General features: G+C 62.0%; 14 protein-coding genes, 1 tRNA gene and 1 pseudogene. 11 read left to right on the top strand and 5 right to left on the bottom strand.

What is annotated here, in order from left to right; genetic code table 11:
- Positions 1 to 133: 133 nt before the first annotated feature.
- The 4 genes and pseudogenes from NW826_RS07715 to NW826_RS07700 all read left to right on the top strand — a co-directional run.
- A pseudogene (locus NW826_RS07715) lies at positions 134 to 1,618 on the top strand (cobaltochelatase subunit CobN); the annotation flags it as partial.
- 48 nt (positions 1,619 to 1,666) lie between these two features.
- Entirely contained in the window at positions 1,667 to 1,987 is a 321-nt protein-coding gene (locus tag NW826_RS07710) for a DUF2605 domain-containing protein (protein ID WP_414341527.1), read from the top strand.
- Positions 1,987 to 2,250 carry a DUF2973 domain-containing protein gene (locus NW826_RS07705; RefSeq protein WP_414333816.1) on the top strand — a complete coding sequence of 88 codons (264 nt, stop codon included), beginning with the start codon at positions 1,987 to 1,989 and terminating at the stop codon, positions 2,248 to 2,250. Before NW826_RS07710 ends, NW826_RS07705 begins: the two co-directional genes overlap by 1 nt.
- Before the next feature lie 293 nt (positions 2,251 to 2,543).
- The gene (locus NW826_RS07700; RefSeq protein ID WP_414347967.1) at positions 2,544 to 2,987 is read left to right on the top strand and encodes a GerW family sporulation protein; all 444 of its coding nucleotides are present in this window, start codon (positions 2,544 to 2,546) and stop codon (positions 2,985 to 2,987) included.
- On the opposite strand, the gene NW826_RS07695 is transcribed toward NW826_RS07700, so the two are convergent.
- From NW826_RS07695 to NW826_RS07685, 3 genes are all read right to left on the bottom strand, one after another.
- A complete protein-coding gene (locus NW826_RS07695; protein WP_414509821.1) occupies positions 2,984 to 6,259 on the bottom strand; it encodes an AAA family ATPase in 3,276 nt (1,091 codons plus the stop codon). The genes NW826_RS07700 and NW826_RS07695 overlap by 4 nt on opposite strands.
- A gap of 136 nt (positions 6,260 to 6,395) precedes the next feature.
- Positions 6,396 to 8,636: a single-stranded-DNA-specific exonuclease RecJ gene (recJ, locus tag NW826_RS07690; RefSeq protein ID WP_414509820.1), complete on the bottom strand. Its 2,241-nt coding sequence runs from the start codon at positions 8,634 to 8,636 to the stop codon at positions 6,396 to 6,398.
- Positions 8,637 to 8,769: 133 nt separating this feature from the next.
- Positions 8,770 to 8,937 carry a hypothetical protein gene (locus NW826_RS07685; protein ID WP_414509819.1) on the bottom strand — a complete coding sequence of 56 codons (168 nt, stop codon included), beginning with the start codon at positions 8,935 to 8,937 and terminating at the stop codon, positions 8,770 to 8,772.
- Between the two features lie 259 nt (positions 8,938 to 9,196).
- On the opposite strand from NW826_RS07685, the gene NW826_RS07680 reads away from it, so the two are divergent.
- The 4 genes from NW826_RS07680 to NW826_RS07665 all read left to right on the top strand — a co-directional run bounded on the left by NW826_RS07680 (position 9,197) and on the right by NW826_RS07665 (position 11,483).
- Complete coding sequence (locus NW826_RS07680; protein WP_414509818.1) at positions 9,197 to 10,126, top strand: metallophosphoesterase family protein; 930 nt, start codon at positions 9,197 to 9,199, stop codon at positions 10,124 to 10,126.
- A gap of 77 nt (positions 10,127 to 10,203) precedes the next feature.
- Positions 10,204 to 10,956, top strand: coding sequence for a phosphoadenylyl-sulfate reductase (locus NW826_RS07675; protein ID WP_414337940.1), 753 nt, complete (start codon positions 10,204 to 10,206; stop codon positions 10,954 to 10,956).
- Between the two features lie 3 nt (positions 10,957 to 10,959).
- A complete protein-coding gene (locus NW826_RS07670) occupies positions 10,960 to 11,298 on the top strand; it encodes an antibiotic biosynthesis monooxygenase family protein (protein ID WP_414333826.1) in 339 nt (112 codons plus the stop codon).
- A 113-nt stretch (positions 11,299 to 11,411) separates the two neighbouring features.
- Positions 11,412 to 11,483: transfer RNA gene (locus NW826_RS07665), tRNA-Val, on the top strand.
- A gap of 255 nt (positions 11,484 to 11,738) precedes the next feature.
- On the opposite strand, the gene NW826_RS07660 is transcribed toward NW826_RS07665, so the two are convergent.
- Positions 11,739 to 12,161: a DUF1818 family protein gene (locus NW826_RS07660; RefSeq protein WP_414509817.1), complete on the bottom strand. Its 423-nt coding sequence runs from the start codon at positions 12,159 to 12,161 to the stop codon at positions 11,739 to 11,741.
- Positions 12,162 to 12,238: 77 nt separating this feature from the next.
- On the opposite strand from NW826_RS07660, the gene NW826_RS07655 reads away from it, so the two are divergent.
- The 3 genes from NW826_RS07655 (at position 12,239) to NW826_RS07645 (ending at position 15,787) form a co-directional block, all read left to right on the top strand.
- A complete protein-coding gene (locus NW826_RS07655; RefSeq protein ID WP_414333829.1) occupies positions 12,239 to 13,948 on the top strand; it encodes a SpoIID/LytB domain-containing protein in 1,710 nt (569 codons plus the stop codon).
- 21 nt (positions 13,949 to 13,969) lie between these two features.
- Positions 13,970 to 14,980 (top strand): GTPase Era, encoded by a 1,011-nt coding sequence (gene era, locus NW826_RS07650; RefSeq protein WP_414509816.1) that lies wholly within the window; start codon positions 13,970 to 13,972, stop codon positions 14,978 to 14,980.
- Between the two features lie 204 nt (positions 14,981 to 15,184).
- Positions 15,185 to 15,787, top strand: a complete 603-nt coding sequence (locus tag NW826_RS07645) for a glutathione S-transferase family protein (protein ID WP_414509815.1) — start codon at positions 15,185 to 15,187, stop codon at positions 15,785 to 15,787.
- A 212-nt stretch (positions 15,788 to 15,999) separates the two neighbouring features.
- Here the strand turns inward: NW826_RS07645 and smpB are convergent, their stop codons facing one another.
- A complete protein-coding gene (smpB, locus tag NW826_RS07640) occupies positions 16,000 to 16,464 on the bottom strand; it encodes an SsrA-binding protein SmpB (RefSeq protein ID WP_414333835.1) in 465 nt (154 codons plus the stop codon).
- Between the last annotated feature and the right edge of the window lie 20 nt (positions 16,465 to 16,484).

The raw sequence follows: 16,484 nt of genomic DNA, 5'->3' as shown, positions 1-16,484 counted from the left end.
GCGGTGCACCTCTAGAAATTGTGAAGCGATATATCCAGAATCAGTCAGGAGGCGCTATCCCTCCCCACCCGGGTGGGGAATCCCGCGCCTTACGTTGAGGAATTAGCCAGCCAGCTCTATGGGCGAGAACTTTCGCCGCATCGGAGATGGGGTAGCTGCCCTAGAGGCCCAGGCCCGCCTCTGGATTGCCCAGCGGCTACAGGGGATCCCTTACGATCCGCCCCCGGGGCCGGCGGCCAGCCAGGTGCTGCGCTGGATCGAGACGGACTTGCTCCCCCGCCTGCAGCAAACGCCCCAGGAGCTGGAAAATCTCCTGCGCGGGCTCAATGGCGGCTATGTGCCCAGCGGCCCTTCCGGCGCTCCCACGCGGGGCCGGGTGGAGGTGTTGCCCACCGGGCGCAACTTCTACTCGGTGGATATCCGCGCCATTCCTACCCCCACTGCCTGGCAAGTTGGCTCGCTGGCCGCCGAGCGGGTGGTGGAGCGCTACGTGCAAGAGCAGGGGGAATATCCCCGCCACCTGGGCCTATCCGTTTGGGGAACTGCCACCCTGAGAACCGGCGGCGAGGACTGGGCGGAGGCGCTGGCGCTCTTGGGGGTTAGGCCCCGCTGGGAGGGGGGACGGGTGGTGGATATCGAGATTCTGCCTGTAGCGGCTTTGGGCCGTCCCCGCGTGGACGTAACCCTGCGCATCTCCGGCTTCTTTCGCGATGCTTTTCCCAACCTCATTGCCCTCTTCGACCGGGCTGTGCAGGCCGTGGCCGCCCTGGAAGAACCGGAAGCCGACAACCCCCTGCGGGCCCAGGTGTTGGCCGATACCCAGTACTGGCAGGAGCAAGGGATCCCGCCTTCAGAAGCGACAGAGCGGGCGCGGCTGCGCATCTTTGGCTCCAAACCAGGGGCCTACGGAGCCGGGCTGCAGGGGCTGATCGAGGCGCAAAACTGGGAAACCGAGGCGGATCTGGCCCGCGCCTACCTCACCTGGAGCGGCTACGCCTACCGGGCCGAGGGCGAGGGAGAGCCGGCCCCCGCAGCTCTGCGGCGGCAACTGGCCCGCTTGCAAATTGTCCTGCACAACCAGGATAACCGCGAGCACGATCTCCTCGACTCCGATGACTACTACCAGTTCCAGGGGGGCATGGTGGCAGCCGTGCGCACCCTCCAGGGCCGCAACCCCCAAATCTACTTCGGGGATCACGCCCGTCCCCACAACCCCAAGATCCGCACCCTGGCCGAAGAGATCGACCGCGTCTATCGCGCCCGCGTCGTCAACCCCAAGTGGATTGCCGGCGTAATGCGCCACGGCTACAAAGGCGCCTTTGAGATGGCCGCCACCCTCGACTACCTTTTTGCCTACGACGTCACCACCCACGCCGTGCCCGATTTCATGTACGCCGGGGTAGCCCGCGCCTACCTGTTGGATCCCCCCGTGCAGCAGTTTCTGCGGGATCACAACCCCTGGGCACTGCGGGATATGAGCGAGCGGCTGCTGGAAGCCCACCAGCGGGGCTACTGGCAAGAGCAGGCCCTAGAGCTGGTGCCCCAGCTGGAAGCCCTGCTGCTGGAGACGGAAGCCCGCCTGGAGGCCACCCAGGGATCCCTGGCGGGAGAAGGTTAAGTTCAGCTAAGATGCTCTCAGCAAACCAGGCGCGGAGGGATCCCAATGATGAGCAAAGCCAAGTTACTGCGAGAGATTCTGGGGCCCCTACTGGAAGATTACCGCTACTGGTTTGAGCGCTCCCGCCGCTTTTTGCAAGAAGAAACCCTAGAATTTATTAGCCCAGAGGCGCAGCAGGCCCTTCTGGAGCGGGTTTTGGCTGCCCAAGCAGAATTGCAAGCCGCAGAAGCCCTCTATCAGTTGTCGGAGAATGAAGTTGGCGTTGACCCGGCGCTGATGGCAAAATGGCATCACCTGCTGATGGAGTGCGCCGAGCTGGGCCGTCGCTTCCGCCAAATTCACCCTTCCTCTGACTCATCTGACCCGTGATGCTGCAGATCCTCTACCTTATCGCTTTCGTGGCCATCGCCTTTGTGGCCCTGCGTAACCTGGTGGCCAACATCATCACGTTGGGCAAAGAAGAGCGCAAGGCCTCGCCCCGTCGCGCTCGCCGACAGGCGCCCCACCCAGAGCTCTTGGATGAAGAAGGCAACCTGACGGAAGAGCCCTTGTTGGTGATTCGTTCGACCAGCCTGGAAGAAGCCCGCAGCCGCCTGGAAGATCTCTACTCTGGCTCTCCTGACGAGGATTAAAAGCGGCGCAGGAGCTTCCCCTTTCTCGGTGTCGGCCCGAGTCAGTTGTGGGGGTAAGTAGCCTTCCTTGGATGAAGTTACGATAAAGCACCTGGCGCCGAGCACTATTCCTAACTCCCCTCTCCCTGAGGGAGAGGGGCCGGGGGTGAGGGTCGTCCCCGAGGGAGAGGGGTTGGGGGTGAGGGTAGCGGCGCGGAGCACTTGGGTAGGCGGCAAGGTATCTTAACCTTGTTTGAGGCAACTACAGTCAATCTGGTTCTTCACCTGGTGGCCTCTGGAGCTGGCCTGCAGCATTGACGCAAACGTCACAAATGGGATCCGATTCCAATTCCGATTTCGAGGTGGAAGCCGTCCTGGAGGCGGTGCTGAGCAAGCTGACGGTTTTGGCGGAGACGGGACAGACCTTTGGCCAGCCGATTACCATTGGCGACACAACGATTGTCCCCTACGTGTCGCTCTATTTTGGCGTTGGCGGAGGAGGGGGCCATTTTGGCAAAACGGCCAGCGGCTTTCGCAGCAACGGACGGGATCCGGCCAGCCTGTTTGGCGGAGCGGGGGGCGGGGTGCGCATCGAGCCGGTGGGCTTTTTGGTGATCCGAGGGGAGCGGGTGGAGCTGCTGACCACGGCCCAAAAGCCCGGCCAGTGGAGCCAGCTTGGCGAGACTATAATTCCCCTGCTGCAGCAGTGGCTCCAGAGCCGGGCCGGCAACTCCTCAAATGACCAGCCAAATGACTAGCCGCGAATGGAGAGGCGGGATCCCTGGGGGGAGGGCTGCACCTCGATGCGGTGGGGAAAGGCCTCTTGCAGGCTGGGGATGTGGGTGATGACCAGGATGCAGGCAAAGTCAGAGGCCACAGCGTTGATGGCCGCCAGCAACTGGGCCCGCCCGGTGGCGTCCTGGGAGCCAAACCCCTCGTCAATGATCAACGTTTGCAGGTCGGAGCCGGAGCGCTGGGTAAGCAGGCGGGAGAGGGCCAGGCGAATGGCGAAGTTGATGCGGAAGGCCTCGCCGCCGGAGTAGGTCTCGTAGGGGCGGGTGCCGCGGGGATCGGCGATGAGGATGTCGAGGGTTTCAATTAGCTTGTCCGAGCGTCGCCCCGAGCGCTGGGTTACAAAGCGCAGATGGAGGCGGTGTTGGGTGAGGCGGCCCAGGATCTGGTTGGCTTGTGCCTCTAGCTCTGGCAGAACGTTTTCGATGATCAGGGCGGGAATGCCGTTGCGGCCGTAGGCGTTGGCCAGCTCCTGGTACACCTGCTGCTGGCGGCGGGCCTGCTGCAGTTGTCGCTCTAGCTCTGCCCGCTCCGACTGTTGTTCAAGGGCCTGCTGCAGCCGCTGTTGGGCCGCCCCGATTTGAGAAAGCACCTGATCCAGCCCTTGCCGGTGCTCCTGCAGAGCTTGGCGGATCCCTTCCAGGTGGGCGGGCAAGACCTCAGGCTGCTCCGCCAGTTGTTGCTGCAGCGCTTCCAGCTCTTGGGTGGCCTGGGCAAAGTGCTGCCGGCTTTCCTGCAGGCGTTGGGACAAGATCTGGCTGCGGGCTGTGGCTTCCGGCAGCTCCTGGCGGGCTATTTGGAGGGCCTGCAGGCGGGCCGGCCACAGTTGCGCCTGGGCCAGTTCTGCTTTTACCTGCTGGTGCAGGGATCCGTCGTAGCCAAGGTGGTGCAGCGCCTGCTCGATTTGGGCCAGGCGTTCTGCCAGCGGCGAGTCAGGGGATCCCGCCTGTTGCAGGGCTTCCAGTTGCGCTTGTAGGGAGGCGATCTGTTCACACAACTGGGCTCGGCGCTCCTGGGCTTTGCGCAGCTCGTGGGAGCGGCCCAGGGCCCAGCGCCAGCGCTCCACCTCTCCCCGTTGCAGGGCGTGTTCGCGCTCGTCGTAGCCCAGGTGTTGCAGGGCCTGCTGGATCTGGGCAAGCTGCTGCCGCGCCTCTGGGGCATAAGCTTCTTGGTTGAGGATTTGCTCCAGTTCTGCCGCTTCTGCCCGCCAAGCCTCCAGTTGCCGATGGCGCTCCTGCCCGGCCTCCCACTGCTGCTGCAGCCGCCCCTGGAGGTGCAGACGCTCATCCCAAGCGGCCAATTCTTGCTCAAGACGCCGAGCTTCCTCTTGCAGCAGCCCGATCTCCCGGTCGGCCACCGCCAGTTGCTCGCGAATCACAAAGAGCTCGCCGGCAATCTCTTCTTGGCGCTGGCGGTGCTTTTGCAGCACCACATCCCTCAGGTGCGGGCTGAGCGGACGGGCGCAGAGGGGGCAAACCCAAAGGTGGGATTCCGGGACAGCCAACGCCTGGGTGGACGGTGCCGGCGCAGGCGCGGCAGGCTGCTCTGAGAAGGCTGCTTCCGGGGTGGCTTCGGATTCTGGGTGTTCTTCCTCCCCACCTTCTGCCATCGACTTCACCCCCGCTAAGGCAGGGGCGGAGTGGTGCCTTTCTTGCTCTGGATTGTAAGGATCTGGGCGATCCGGATCCCCGAGATCCAGCCGCTCGGGGTGAAAGGACTCCGTCCTGCTATCGCCAACGGGAAAGGCCTCCCAAGGAGCCTCTAATAGGCGGCAGCGCTCTTCCTCCTGTTGCCATTGGTGCTGGAGAACCCGCTGCCGCTCCTGCAGCTTCTGCACAAAGAGGCGGCGCTCTTGAATTTTTTCCAGCACCTGCTGTTGGTAGAGACGCCGTTGCTCCAGCTCGGCCAGGGCTGCGACGCCGGCGGCAATTTTCTGGGCCAGTTGCTGCTGCTGTTGGGCCAGGGTTTCCTGGTTTTGCAGTTGCTGCTTGAGGAGCTGGAGGCGGGCTTGCAGGCGTTCTCGCTCGCGGCGGATCTGCTCTTGCCAGTGCCGTTGTTGCTCTAGGAGGGCGGCGGCTTGGGCCTGGGCATCGTTCAAGATCTGCAGGCGCTCCTGGGCTTGCCGGTAGTGGTGGAGGGCGTTTTCGATGCGCTCCCCTTCTGCCAGCACCTGGGCATCGGCCTGGGCTTGGGCCTGGCAGGCGGCCAATTCCTGTTGCAGCCGCTGCATTCTGCGCAGTTGCTGCTGTTGGTACTCAGCTTGTTGGGCCTGCAGCTTTTGGCGCTCTTGGAGCAGGTGTTGCTGTTGCTCGAAGAGGCGGTGAAGATGGCGATCTTGGGCCATCAGGGACTGATAGCGTTCGTAGCCCGCCAGGATCTCCTCGCTTTGGGCGATCAGCTCTTCCAACTGCAGCAGGTGCTGTCGTTGGGCTCGCCACTGCTGTTCGGTGTGGTGCAGGTTGGCGCTGAGCTTGTGCAGGTGTTGGGTGAGTTGCCGGTGGCGCTCCTCTAGGGTGTGGCGATGTTCATAGGCCCGCTCTAGAGACTGTAATTCCTGCTGCTGTTGGGCCAGGAGCTGTTGCAGATGGGTTTGCTGTTGTTGGAGCTGCTCCAGTTCGGCTTGGATCTGCTCGATAGAGGCCTGCTGTTGCTCCAGCTTGGGCAGGCGCTCTTGGAGTAGATCCGCTTTCAGCTTGGCACTGCGAGCCTGTTCGCGGCAGCGCTCGGCCAGCAGGTCGTACTGGCCCAGCTTGAGCATATCGGCCAAGATCTGCTTGCGCTCGCCGGGGCGCTTCAGGGTAAAGGCATCGGCTCGTCCCTGCCGCAGGTAGGCCGAGTGAATGAAGGTATCGTAGTCGAGGCCAAGCTGACTTTGGATGGCCTGTTGGGTAGCGCGCATGCCGCGGCGGGTTAGGCTGCGCCAGGCGGTTTCTCCAGCTTGAATTTGCCACTCCAGGGATCCCTCCCCCGACAGGTGGCGGCTGCGCAGGATGCGGTAGGTTTGCCCCCGCGAGCGGTAAATCACTTCCACCCAGGTTTCACTGGCACCTTTGCGGATGAGATCGCTGTCGTTGCTGGCCCGGCTTTGTCCCCAGAGGCCCCAGGTAAGGGCGTCGAGCAAAGCTGACTTGCCCGCCCCGTTGGGGCCACAAATGCAGGCGGTGTGGATCCCGCGCAGATCCAAAACGGCGTGAGAGTAGCAGAGAAAATGGTGTAAGGTCAGGCGAACCGGGATCACGGAAGACTGGGCTCTGGGTGCGGCAAAACGCTAGAGCTAAGCCGTTTGATCTAGAGTATCGCGTCGGCCTTGAAAGGGTTGGCCAGATCCCAAGCCTTGCCAACTTTTTTGCGGGAATTGAAGGGATCCCTCACCTCTACTTCGGAGACAAAGCCGCCGGCGCGGGATCCGGTTGCAGCAGCCGTTGACAGAGCTGGGCGATTTGGTCGGAGCTGGCCTCGTCCAGCCAGCGGTGGAAAGCTTGGGATTCGCGGATGCGGCCCAGCAGCAAGGTGGGAATTTCCTCTGGGCTGTGCAATTCCGCTAGCCACTGTCGAGGCAGGCCAGTCGCTGCCGCCAGAGCGTCGGGATCCCGTTGGCCCGCTTGCCAGAGTGCCTGCAGTTGGGGGATCTGCTCCCAGCGGTGGCCAGAAGCAGCCAGGATCAGGGTTTGCGGCTGTAGCTGTTGCAGCAGTTGGGCCAGATCCGTCGGCAGCCAGGGCCAGCGGGCCAGCACCAGAGCTGTTTTTGCCGACGGGAGGAAGTCTTGATCGAGGGGCAGAGCCTGCCCCCTGTAGCAGACGGCTTCTCTGAGAGAATCCGGCAGGGGGCGTTGCCGGTAATCCTGGATCTGGAGACGGGTGGCGGAAACGGTGGGCGCCTGCCAGTCGCCAGAGGAGCGCAGCGCCAGTACTTTGCCTTGCCAGGGTTGTCTGCCCTGGTCATCCGCTTCCAACTGCAGGGCGATGTCCATAGCCTGGCATTCTTGCCACTGCTCCAGCTCTTCGCCGGCTTGCCAAAACCAGAGGGTACGGGATCCCGGCCTGCCTTGCAGATCAAACCTTAAGTGGCGGCCATTCTGGGAAGCCCCCAGCTTGACGCTGCCGCGACAAACGTTCATCAGGGCTACGACGGGGTTGGGATTGCCGTGGCCAAAGGGCTGCAGAAGCTGCAACTGCCGATACACCTCGTCCAGCTCTGCCACCCTATCCCGCCCCTGAGAGGCCAACAGTTCCCAATCGATGACGATCTCCACCGCCAGGGCGCGAGCTTGGCGATCCGGGCTGACCCTCGCGGCCAGCTCCCGCCGCAAAGCCAGTTGTACAGCGGCCAGGCAAGACAGATCTACTTGGATCCCGGCAGCCATAGGGTGTCCGCCTCCCCCCAGCAAGAGGGGGCGCACGGCCTCGATGGCCTCCACCAGGTTCACCCCTGGAATCGAGCGGCCCGACCCATAGCCCCGTCCCGCCCTCTCGTCTTTGGCGATCAACACCGTCGGGCAAGCGTATTGCTCCGCCAAGCGCGCCGCGGCGATCCCCAAAACCCCTGGGTTCCAGCCGCTTCCGGCCAGGACAATCGCCCCCTCCCGCCCCAGATCTAGGCTTTCCACCTGTTGGCCGGCCTCTTGAATCACTTGCTGGGTAAGGCGCTTACGCTCCTCATTGAGGGCAACAAAATGCTCCACCAGCGTCTGGGCCCGCTGCGGATCGGAGGTGGTCAACAGCTCCACCGCCAGGCTGGCATCGTCCAAACGGCCAATGGCGTTCAGCTTGGGAGCAAGGCGAAAGGCGATATCCTGGGCTGTTGGTGTTCCTGAGGATTGGCCGTTGCCCATCTGATCCAAAAGAGCTCGCAGCCCCGGGCGCTGCGTCTTGGCCAGCACGGGCAGGCCCCGCTGCACCAGGTAGCGGCACTCCCGCTGCAACACCGCCACATCGGCCACGATCCCCACCGCCACCAGATCCAGGTGCTCTTCTACGCCTGGGATCCCCAGCGCTTGGTAGAGGGCCTCCGCCAGCTTGTAGGCCACCCCCACCCCCGGCAGAAAGCGCAGCGGATGTTCCTCTGGCAGGCGCAGTGGGTTGACCACCGCATGGGCAGGGGGCAAGGGATCCGGCAGCGTGTGGTGATCCGTCACGATCACGTCCACCCCTTCGGCTTGGGCGGCAGCAATTTCGGCGGCATTGCCCATACCGCAATCCACCGTCAGGAGCACTTGGCAGCCCTGGGCCAGCGCCTGCTGCAGCCGCTGGGGGTTCAAGCCATGCCCTTCGCTGCTGCGCAGCGGTAGGGTGAACTGGACTCGGAAGCCCAAGGGCTGTAACGCCGAGAGCAAGAGGCTGGTGGCGGTAACGCCATCGCAGTCGAAATCTCCCCAAATGCAAAGGGTTTCTCCTCTTTTTCTTGCCTGCAACAGGCGTGCTACTGCCCGCTCCAGATCCGGCAGGGATCCCGCTGGCGTGGGAGAATACTGATCAGGATCGACGAAGGCCCGCGCTTGTTCCCGGCTGTGCAGCCCACGCAAGGCCAGCACCTTGGCTGCATACTTGCCGTATTCTCGGCTCAGCTCCGGATCAAACTGGGGTGGAGTGGGCAGCAGATCCCAGCGGTATTCCATGCCAACGGGTTGGGCCGGCCCCCGGGCCGACGGGGATAGAGCTTCTTAGGAGCGTATCAAAAACTGCCCAGGGAGAGAAGCAACACAGGATCCCGGAAAGCAACAGCCGGGGTGGGCGATCCCTGCCAACCTGCTATTGACAGCAGTGAGAGGCCACGCAGCAAGGCGAAGGGTGGGCGTGGTCATGGGTGGCACAGGCTTCGCTGCAGTAGAGTTGGCCTTCGTAGCGATAGCCTTGGCTGCTTTCGAAGCTGCAGTTGCAGTGTTCACAGGCGCAACGAACAAGGGTGCCGGCAGACATGATGTTTTCTCCTTGCTTGAACTGAGGGATCCTCTTGTCGAAGATCTGTGTCCCTATACCCTAGCGGTTGCTCGGCAGCGGCGCCGGAACAAGAATCAGACTCATTTGTGGCGATTCCAAATCACAGCAACCACAACTCCCCCTCTGGGAGAGGGGCTGGGGGTGAGGTCATCGCGGCAGAGGTTAAGAGAAGCCCATAGCCCTCCAGCTAGTTATTGACTTATGATGCGGGCGTGGGGTGTGAATAAGTACCTAGACAATGGCAACCCAACGCATTTGCTTTGCTCAAGTTTCAGATGTCCACCTGATGCCCGAGACGGGCTGCCGCTGCTGGTGGATGTCCGATTCCCCTCGCCGCCAGTTGCAAGCTGCCGTTGCCCATCTCAACCAAGTACCCGATCTGCGCTTTGTCCTGTTTACCGGCGATCTGGTGGATCAAGCCGATCCGGAGAGCTTTGAGTTGTTCCGGGAGATTCTCGCCCAACTGCGGGCGCCCTACTACCTCAGCCTGGGCAACCACGATGTCGATACCTTGAGGAGAAAAGGGCGCTTCAACCGGGATCAGTTCATCCGTTGGTGCCAAAGCCAATTCCCCCTGTCCCCAGCTCCTACCGGTTATGTCGATTACAGCCTTTCCCCTCTGCCCGGGATCCGCCTGGTTGCCCTCGACGCTAGTTTAGGACACTTCCCCTTGCCTCAGGGTGTGCTGCGTCCCTCGCAACTGCACTGGCTAAGCGAACATCTACAAGCGGTGCCCGAGGAATGGCTGATTCTGCTCATCCATCAGCCTCCTTTTATCTCCCCCACCCAGATGGATGCGGTCTTGTTCCGCAAGTACCGGCTCCGCAGCGAGCAAGCCTCGGCACTACACACCCTCCTGGCCAATCACGGGCGGGTGGTGGCGGTGTTGAGCGGGCATCTGCATGTGCCGAAGGTGTATGTGCGAGATGGGATCCCTTACCTGACGGCACCTCCGCTGGTGGGGCCGGTTTCGGCTCTGCGGGTGTTTGAGCTGGATATCAACCCACGGCGAGGGGTGTTGCGCTACCACTGGGTTCACCTGCCGGAGCCGGATCCCAGCCCCCTCTGGCACGGCTTGGTTATGGGGATCCGACGGGATCGCTGGGGACAAATCCCCCTCCGTGCCAGGGGATCCCGATCCCTACCTCTGCCCGCCGCTGCCTCGTAGCCCAAAAATCCTAAAGCTTGACCGAATTAGTGTAGATTAATAAAGACGAGGATCGTTGCATTCGGTGTCTTCCCCCTATGACAGCAAGCCTTTCTTCTTCTTCTTCTAGCCGCTGGGAGCTGGCGGCCCAGGCCGTGCGAGAACAGTATCAGCCCCAGGTAGCCTCTCTGAGCGAGCACTTTGAGCCCTTGTCGGCCAGTGACTTGCTGGCCTGGGGGGTAGAGGAGTTTGGAGATGGGCTGGTGCTGGCCTGTAGCTTGGGCCCGGAAGACCTGGTGTTGATCGATCTGCTCACGGCCATTCGCCCGCAGGTGCGCGCCTTTTTCCTGGATACCGACTTTCACTTCCCGGAAACCCTGCAACTGCAGCAACAGGTGTTGGCCCGCTACCCTCACTTGCAACTGGAGATCTTCAAACCTCTGCTCACCCCCGAAGAGCAGGCGGCGCAATATGGGCCAGAGCTGTACCGCACCAACCCCGACCTCTGCTGCAACATTCGCAAGGTAGAGCCCCTGAATCGCGCCCTGGCCAACTGCACCACCTGGATTACCGGGATGCGCCGCGAGCAATCCCCCACCCGCGCCGATATTGGCAAGGTGCAGTGGGATGCCAAGCGCAACCGCCTCAAGCTCAACCCCCTTGCCGACTGGACAAACGGCCAAGTCTGGAAATACATCCTCGCCCACGGGATCCCTTACAATCCCCTGCACGATCGCAACTATCCCAGCATCGGCTGCCTCCACTGCACGGCGCCGGTAGAGCCGGGGGCGGATCCCCGCTCCGGCCGCTGGAAGGGCACAGCCAAAACCGAGTGTGGTCTGCACACATAGCCTATGAACACGGCTCCTGTCCTGGAGGTGGCCCGGTTTGAAATTACCCCCGGCTCGGAAGCTGCTTTTGAAGCTGCCATCGGCCAGGCTTTCGTTTATCTGCAACAAACCGATGGCTATCGGCAACACCAACTGCAGCGCTGTTTGGAGCACCCCCAGCAATACCTGCTGCTGGTGCAGTGGGGATCCCTAGAGGCCCATCTGGTCAACTTCCGCCAATCGGAAAACTTTGTCCGCTGGCGTGCCCTCATCGGGCCCTACTTTGCTCGCCCGCCGCAGGTGTTGCACTACCAGTTGTTGGCCGGATCCGAACATCCCTTCGATTTAAATTTGCAAAAATAGGATGCCGGTTCAGCACCCACTCTCGAGTCAAGCTGATTCTCAATCGCACGGGTTGAATGTGATATTATCAATTTCCGACCTTCCGCCCAGGTGTGCGTCGGCATCGCTCAGAGGGGCTGTTAACTCAGTGGTAGAGTACCACCTTGACACGGTGGGAGCCGCTGGTTCAATTCCAGCACAGCCCATGTCCTTCAGAATCCGCTTTGGGGGCAAGCTACAGGGCTAGGTTGAGCTGCTCCTGGGTATTTTGTGGGAGCGGGACTTCATCGAGGTCGATGAGGCGTACAGTTCACAGGCAAGTTTCTTGGATAATGCGGATGCCAATGCCGCTGCCAACCTGCGGGGGAAAGTAGTGGATGTCACGGATTCTCTCGGGTGTTGACGGGAGTAATGGTTGGCTAAGGGCCAGGCCTGTCGGGAGAGTTGCCCTGCAGGCTTGCTCAAGAGGCTGGGTCAAAAAATTGAGCAACGGCCCGACAGAGTTCGGGGACGACGTCAGCAGGCCAAAAACCTTCGCCGCGCCGGCCCTGGTGCAACTGCAGGTAGAGGCCCCAGGCGGTGGCGCTGCCGCTGGCTATCAAAGTCAAGACAGGGAAAGTCTGCTCCAGTGTAATGCTTTCCTCCGCCATCAGTTGGGAGGCGATGGCCTCCAGATCCTGCTGCAGGCGCTGCACCCCCTGCGCAAACGCTTGCCACTCCTCTTGGGTGAGCTCCAGCGCCCAAGTCTCTCCCCCCACCAGGGCCACAAAGGGGGAGCGGGAGGGATCCCAGCCCAGCCGCCAGCCGGATCCCTTGCGCAAAGCAGAGCGGGCCGCGTCAGGGCTCCGTCCGATGGGGAACTCCTTGTCGGGAACAGCATCCATAGGGCTTTGCACCGTTGCCGGTAGGCCAGAAAAGATGCGGGTACAATCGACAGGGTGTGTTTTAGGATAAAGCGGCCATGGCCAGTTGTCAGTCTCCTACTGCCCAACCTCGCCGGTTTTTAAGGACTCCGCTCCGCTGGCGCAAACAAAGCACCTTCATTTCCGGCTTGGGCCTGTTGCTGACAGCCTTGGTGCTCCGTGCCGCTGACGCGACCGGGGTGCGCAAAGAGGCCGAGAACCCTGTTTCGCCGGCGCGATTGTCCGCGGCGGCCACCCCCGAAAACCCGATCCTACACGTGGGCATTGTGCAACGCTTTGGCCTTTCTGAGCAAGATCAGGTGGAATTGGCAGCGCCGCTGGGGTCTTTCCTCACCCTGGAATTTGCTCAAGCAGACGGCAGCACCCAGACGCAGCGCCTCCCACAAGTTACTGTTGGGATCGTCAACCGCGCCCTGGCCAGCCCGGAAACCGTGTACCGCCTCATCCTCAGCAGCCACAAAAGCTTCGAGAGCGCCGAGGCCAGCGCCAACTACTGGGAATCTCTGGGCATCCACACCGAGATCGCCCAACCGCAGGAATGGCAGGTGTGGGCCAACCGCGCCTACACCCCCCAACAACTGATCCAGATTCAGCAATATGCCCAGAAAGAAGGGATCCCTCAGGTGCGGCTGGAGGTGCAGGAGCGACGCGAACGGGCAGAGCTGAGCTGGGTGCATGAGCATTTTCGCTACCACCGCACCCGCCTCCGGGTGACCTCCGATGCCGGCTATTTGCGGGTGAACGACCGCTACTATGCCGGATCCATTACCCTTCAGCCCAATGCCTACGGCAGCTATACGGTGGTCAACGCTGTGCCCTTGGAAACCTATTTGCGGGGGGTGGTGCCCCATGAGGTGGGGCCAGGGGCTCCCTTTGCCGCCATGGCTGCCCAGGCGATTTTGGCGCGCACCTACGCCCTCAAGAACCTACACCGCTTTCGGATCGACGATTACCAGCTCTGTGCCAACACCCACTGCCAGGTTTACAAGGGGCTGAGCGGCACCCACCCACGGGCCGACGAAGCCATTCGCCAGACCAGCGGCCTGGTGCTCACCTACAACGGCGAGCTGGTGGATGCCGTTTATTCTTCCACCAACGGCGGCGTATCGGCGGCGTTTGAAGAGGTTTGGGACGGGGAGCCGCGCCCCTATCTGCGTCCGCAGGTGGATATCGCCCACCCGCCCGATAAGCCCTTCGATTTGCGGCAGGAGAACGACTTGCAAGCCTTCCTGGCCCGGCGGGAGGGTTTTAATGAATCGGGGGTGTCGCGCCTCTTCCGCTGGGAGTTCTCCCAATCGCTGGAGGAGCTGAATGCCCAGTTGCGAGCCGGCCAAGACTATCTGGGGATCCCAATGCCCATTTGGAGCAGCATTGCGGGGATGGAGATTCTGGAGCGCTCTGTCAGTGGCCGGGTGCAGGCGCTGCAGTTGGACTTGCAGACGGCGGAAGGGCTCCACTCGATTCTTTTGCGCAAGGATCAGGTGCGCTTGGCTTTTCCCCGCCTCTACAGCACCCTATTTCGGATAGAGCCTCTAAAACAAGGGGAGCGACTGGTAGGCTATCGCTTTATCGGCGGCGGCTTTGGCCATGGGGTGGGCCTGAGCCAGTACGGCTCCTATACCTTGGCGCGGCGGGGGTTGAACGCGGCGCAAATCCTCGCTTTTTATTACCCCGGCACCACCTTGGCCCCGCTGGGATCCCTATCCCTGCAGTTACCTGCCGCCGCAGGGGCCTACTCTGTCCGCTAGAAACAAAGGCTGGGGAAGGCCATGGCTGAAGAAGAACTACGAGCGCAGAGCCAAGAAACCCCTGCTGGCCCTCAGGGAAAAGCGCCCGCTGAACCGCAGCCCTCTCGCGTCGCCGATGCGCTTCCAGTTGCCCCGCCGGGCTTTAAGTCGGGGTTTGTGGCGCTGATCGGGCGGCCCAATGTGGGCAAGTCCACCCTGCTGAACGCTTTGGTGGGCCAGAAGATCGCCATCACTTCTCCCGTGGCCCAGACCACCCGCAACCGGCTGCAAGGGATCCTCACCTTGCCGCAAGCCCAGATCATCTGGGTGGATACCCCCGGCATCCACAAGCCCCATCATCGCCTGGGGGAGATCTTGGTGCACAACGCCCAGGCTGCCATTGCCGCAGTGGACGTGATCCTCTTCGTGGTGGATGGCTCGGTGCCGGCGGGACGTGGGGACACTTTCATCGCCGAGCGGATCCCTGCTGCTACCCCCTGCATCCTCGTCTGCAACAAAGCCGATCTACTGCCCAAAGAGTCTGCCGCGCGCCAGGCCCACCAAGAGAGCTACCAAGCCCTGCGCCCCGGTGCCCCTGTCATCTGGGTGTCGGCGCTGGATCCCGGCAGTTTGGCGCCCCTCATCCAGGCCACCATCGATCTGCTGCCCACCGGCCCCTACTACTACCCGCCGGATTTGGTGACGGATCAGCCGGAGCGGTTCATTATGGCAGAGCTGATCCGCGAACAGGTGCTGCTGCATACCCGCGAGGAAGTGCCCCATTCGGTGGCCGTGACCATCGACCAGGTGGAAGAAACCCCCACCGTCACCCGCATCTTGGCCACCCTCTACGTGGAGCGGGACTCGCAAAAAGGGATCCTCATCGGCAAAGGCGGGGAAAGGCTCAAGCAGATCGGCCAGGCCGCCCGTCTACAGATTCAAAAGCTGATCCTGGGCAAGGTCTACCTGGAGCTGTTCGTCAAGGTGCGGCCCCACTGGCGGCGCTCCGAGCACCTCCTGCGCGACTTGGGCTATAGGGCTATGCCCCCCTAGCGCCGAAATGTAGACTCTCCTCTGGGAGCAGCGCCGGCGGCAGGGAGCGTCTCGATGGGGCTGGTTTATAGACCACGATGCTGGATTCTGGCCGGAATTCTTGCGTCAGCCTGGATAGCAAAGCCCCTGCAGCTCAACGGAGTCTCTATACGGAGTTTTTATATTGAGCGTTATATTGGGCGTTTTGGGGTGAGGTTAACGACAATGTTGCGACTGTACGGGATCCCAACTTCTGGGAACTGCTACAAAGTAGAGCTGCTGCTCAAGCAGTTGCAGATCCCTTACGAGACGGTTGAAGTCAATTCTAGGGTCGGAGAAAATCGCCGCCCCGAGTACCTGGCCAAGAACCCTCTGGGCCAGATCCCGGCTTTGGAGCTGGAAGACGGCACGGTCTTGGCCGAGTCGGCGGCAATCTTGGTTTACTTAGCAGAAGACACCCCCCTCTACGGCCAAAACAAGTTGGAACGAGCCGAGATCTTGAAATGGCTACTTTTTGAACAGACCCGCATTGCCCGCTACATTGCCACCACCCGCTTCCTGGTGCGGGCTGGACAAGCCGAGGCCCACGCCGAGCTGATTGCCCAGAACCTCAAATCCGGCACAGAGGCCTTGGAGATCATGGAGGGCCATTTGCAGGGGAAAGCGTTCTTCGTGGGCAACCGCTACACGATTGCAGATCTGGCCCTTTTTACCTACACCCACGTGGCGGAGCAGGGCGGCTTCGACCTCAAGCCTTTCCCTAACATCCGTGCTTGGTGTGAGCGGGTGAAAACCACCGACCGCTTCTTCCCCCTCCCTGGTGCCTAGAACTTGCTGGCGGCGGCTCCTTCCCTCCCCCTGCAGCCGACCGAGTTGGATTTTGCTTCCAAGCCTATCGGAGGATTCCTCACCCCCAGCCTCTCTGCCCAAGGGAGGGGAAAACTGGAAATCGCTGCAACGAAGGGCTCCAGCGGCATTTGGGATCGCCTAGGCTGCACCGCTGGCCACCCCATTGGAAGCTGCCGGAAGCTTGGCGGGCCTTAGCGCCCCTTGAGCTCTCGCTGGATCTCTCGCTGGGTTTGCCGCTCTTTAATGGCCTGCCGCTTGTCGTGGAGCTTCTTGCCGCGGGCCACGCCCAGATGCGCTTTGATCCAGCCGCGGTTGAGCACCAGCTTGAGGGGAACCACGGTCAGGCCCTTTTGCTCCACCAGGCCCCGCAGCCGGTCGATCTCGCGGCGGTGCAGCAGCAGCTTGCGGCGGCGGGTGGGATCGTGGTTGAACACCTTGCTGGCGGTGCCATGGGGGGAGATGTGCAGGTTGTGCAGCCAGGCCTCGCCATCGCGAAAGAGGGCAAAAGCGTCTTGTAAGTTGGCTTTGCCCGCTCGTATCGATTTCACCTCTGTGCCGGTCAGTTGCAGCCCGGCTTCGTAGGTCTCCAAGATTTCGTACTCGAAGCGGGCGCGACGATTCTCCACCAGGGTTTTGACGTTGGGATCCACAGCCATAGGCTTTCAGAATAGAGCTC

Source organism: Synechococcus sp. OH20 (genome assembly GCF_047502685.1).
Lineage (GTDB): Bacteria > Cyanobacteriota > Cyanobacteriia > Thermostichales > Thermostichaceae > Thermostichus.
Note: the sequence above shows the minus strand (reverse complement) of the source record. Positions and strands in the feature narration are given on the sequence as shown.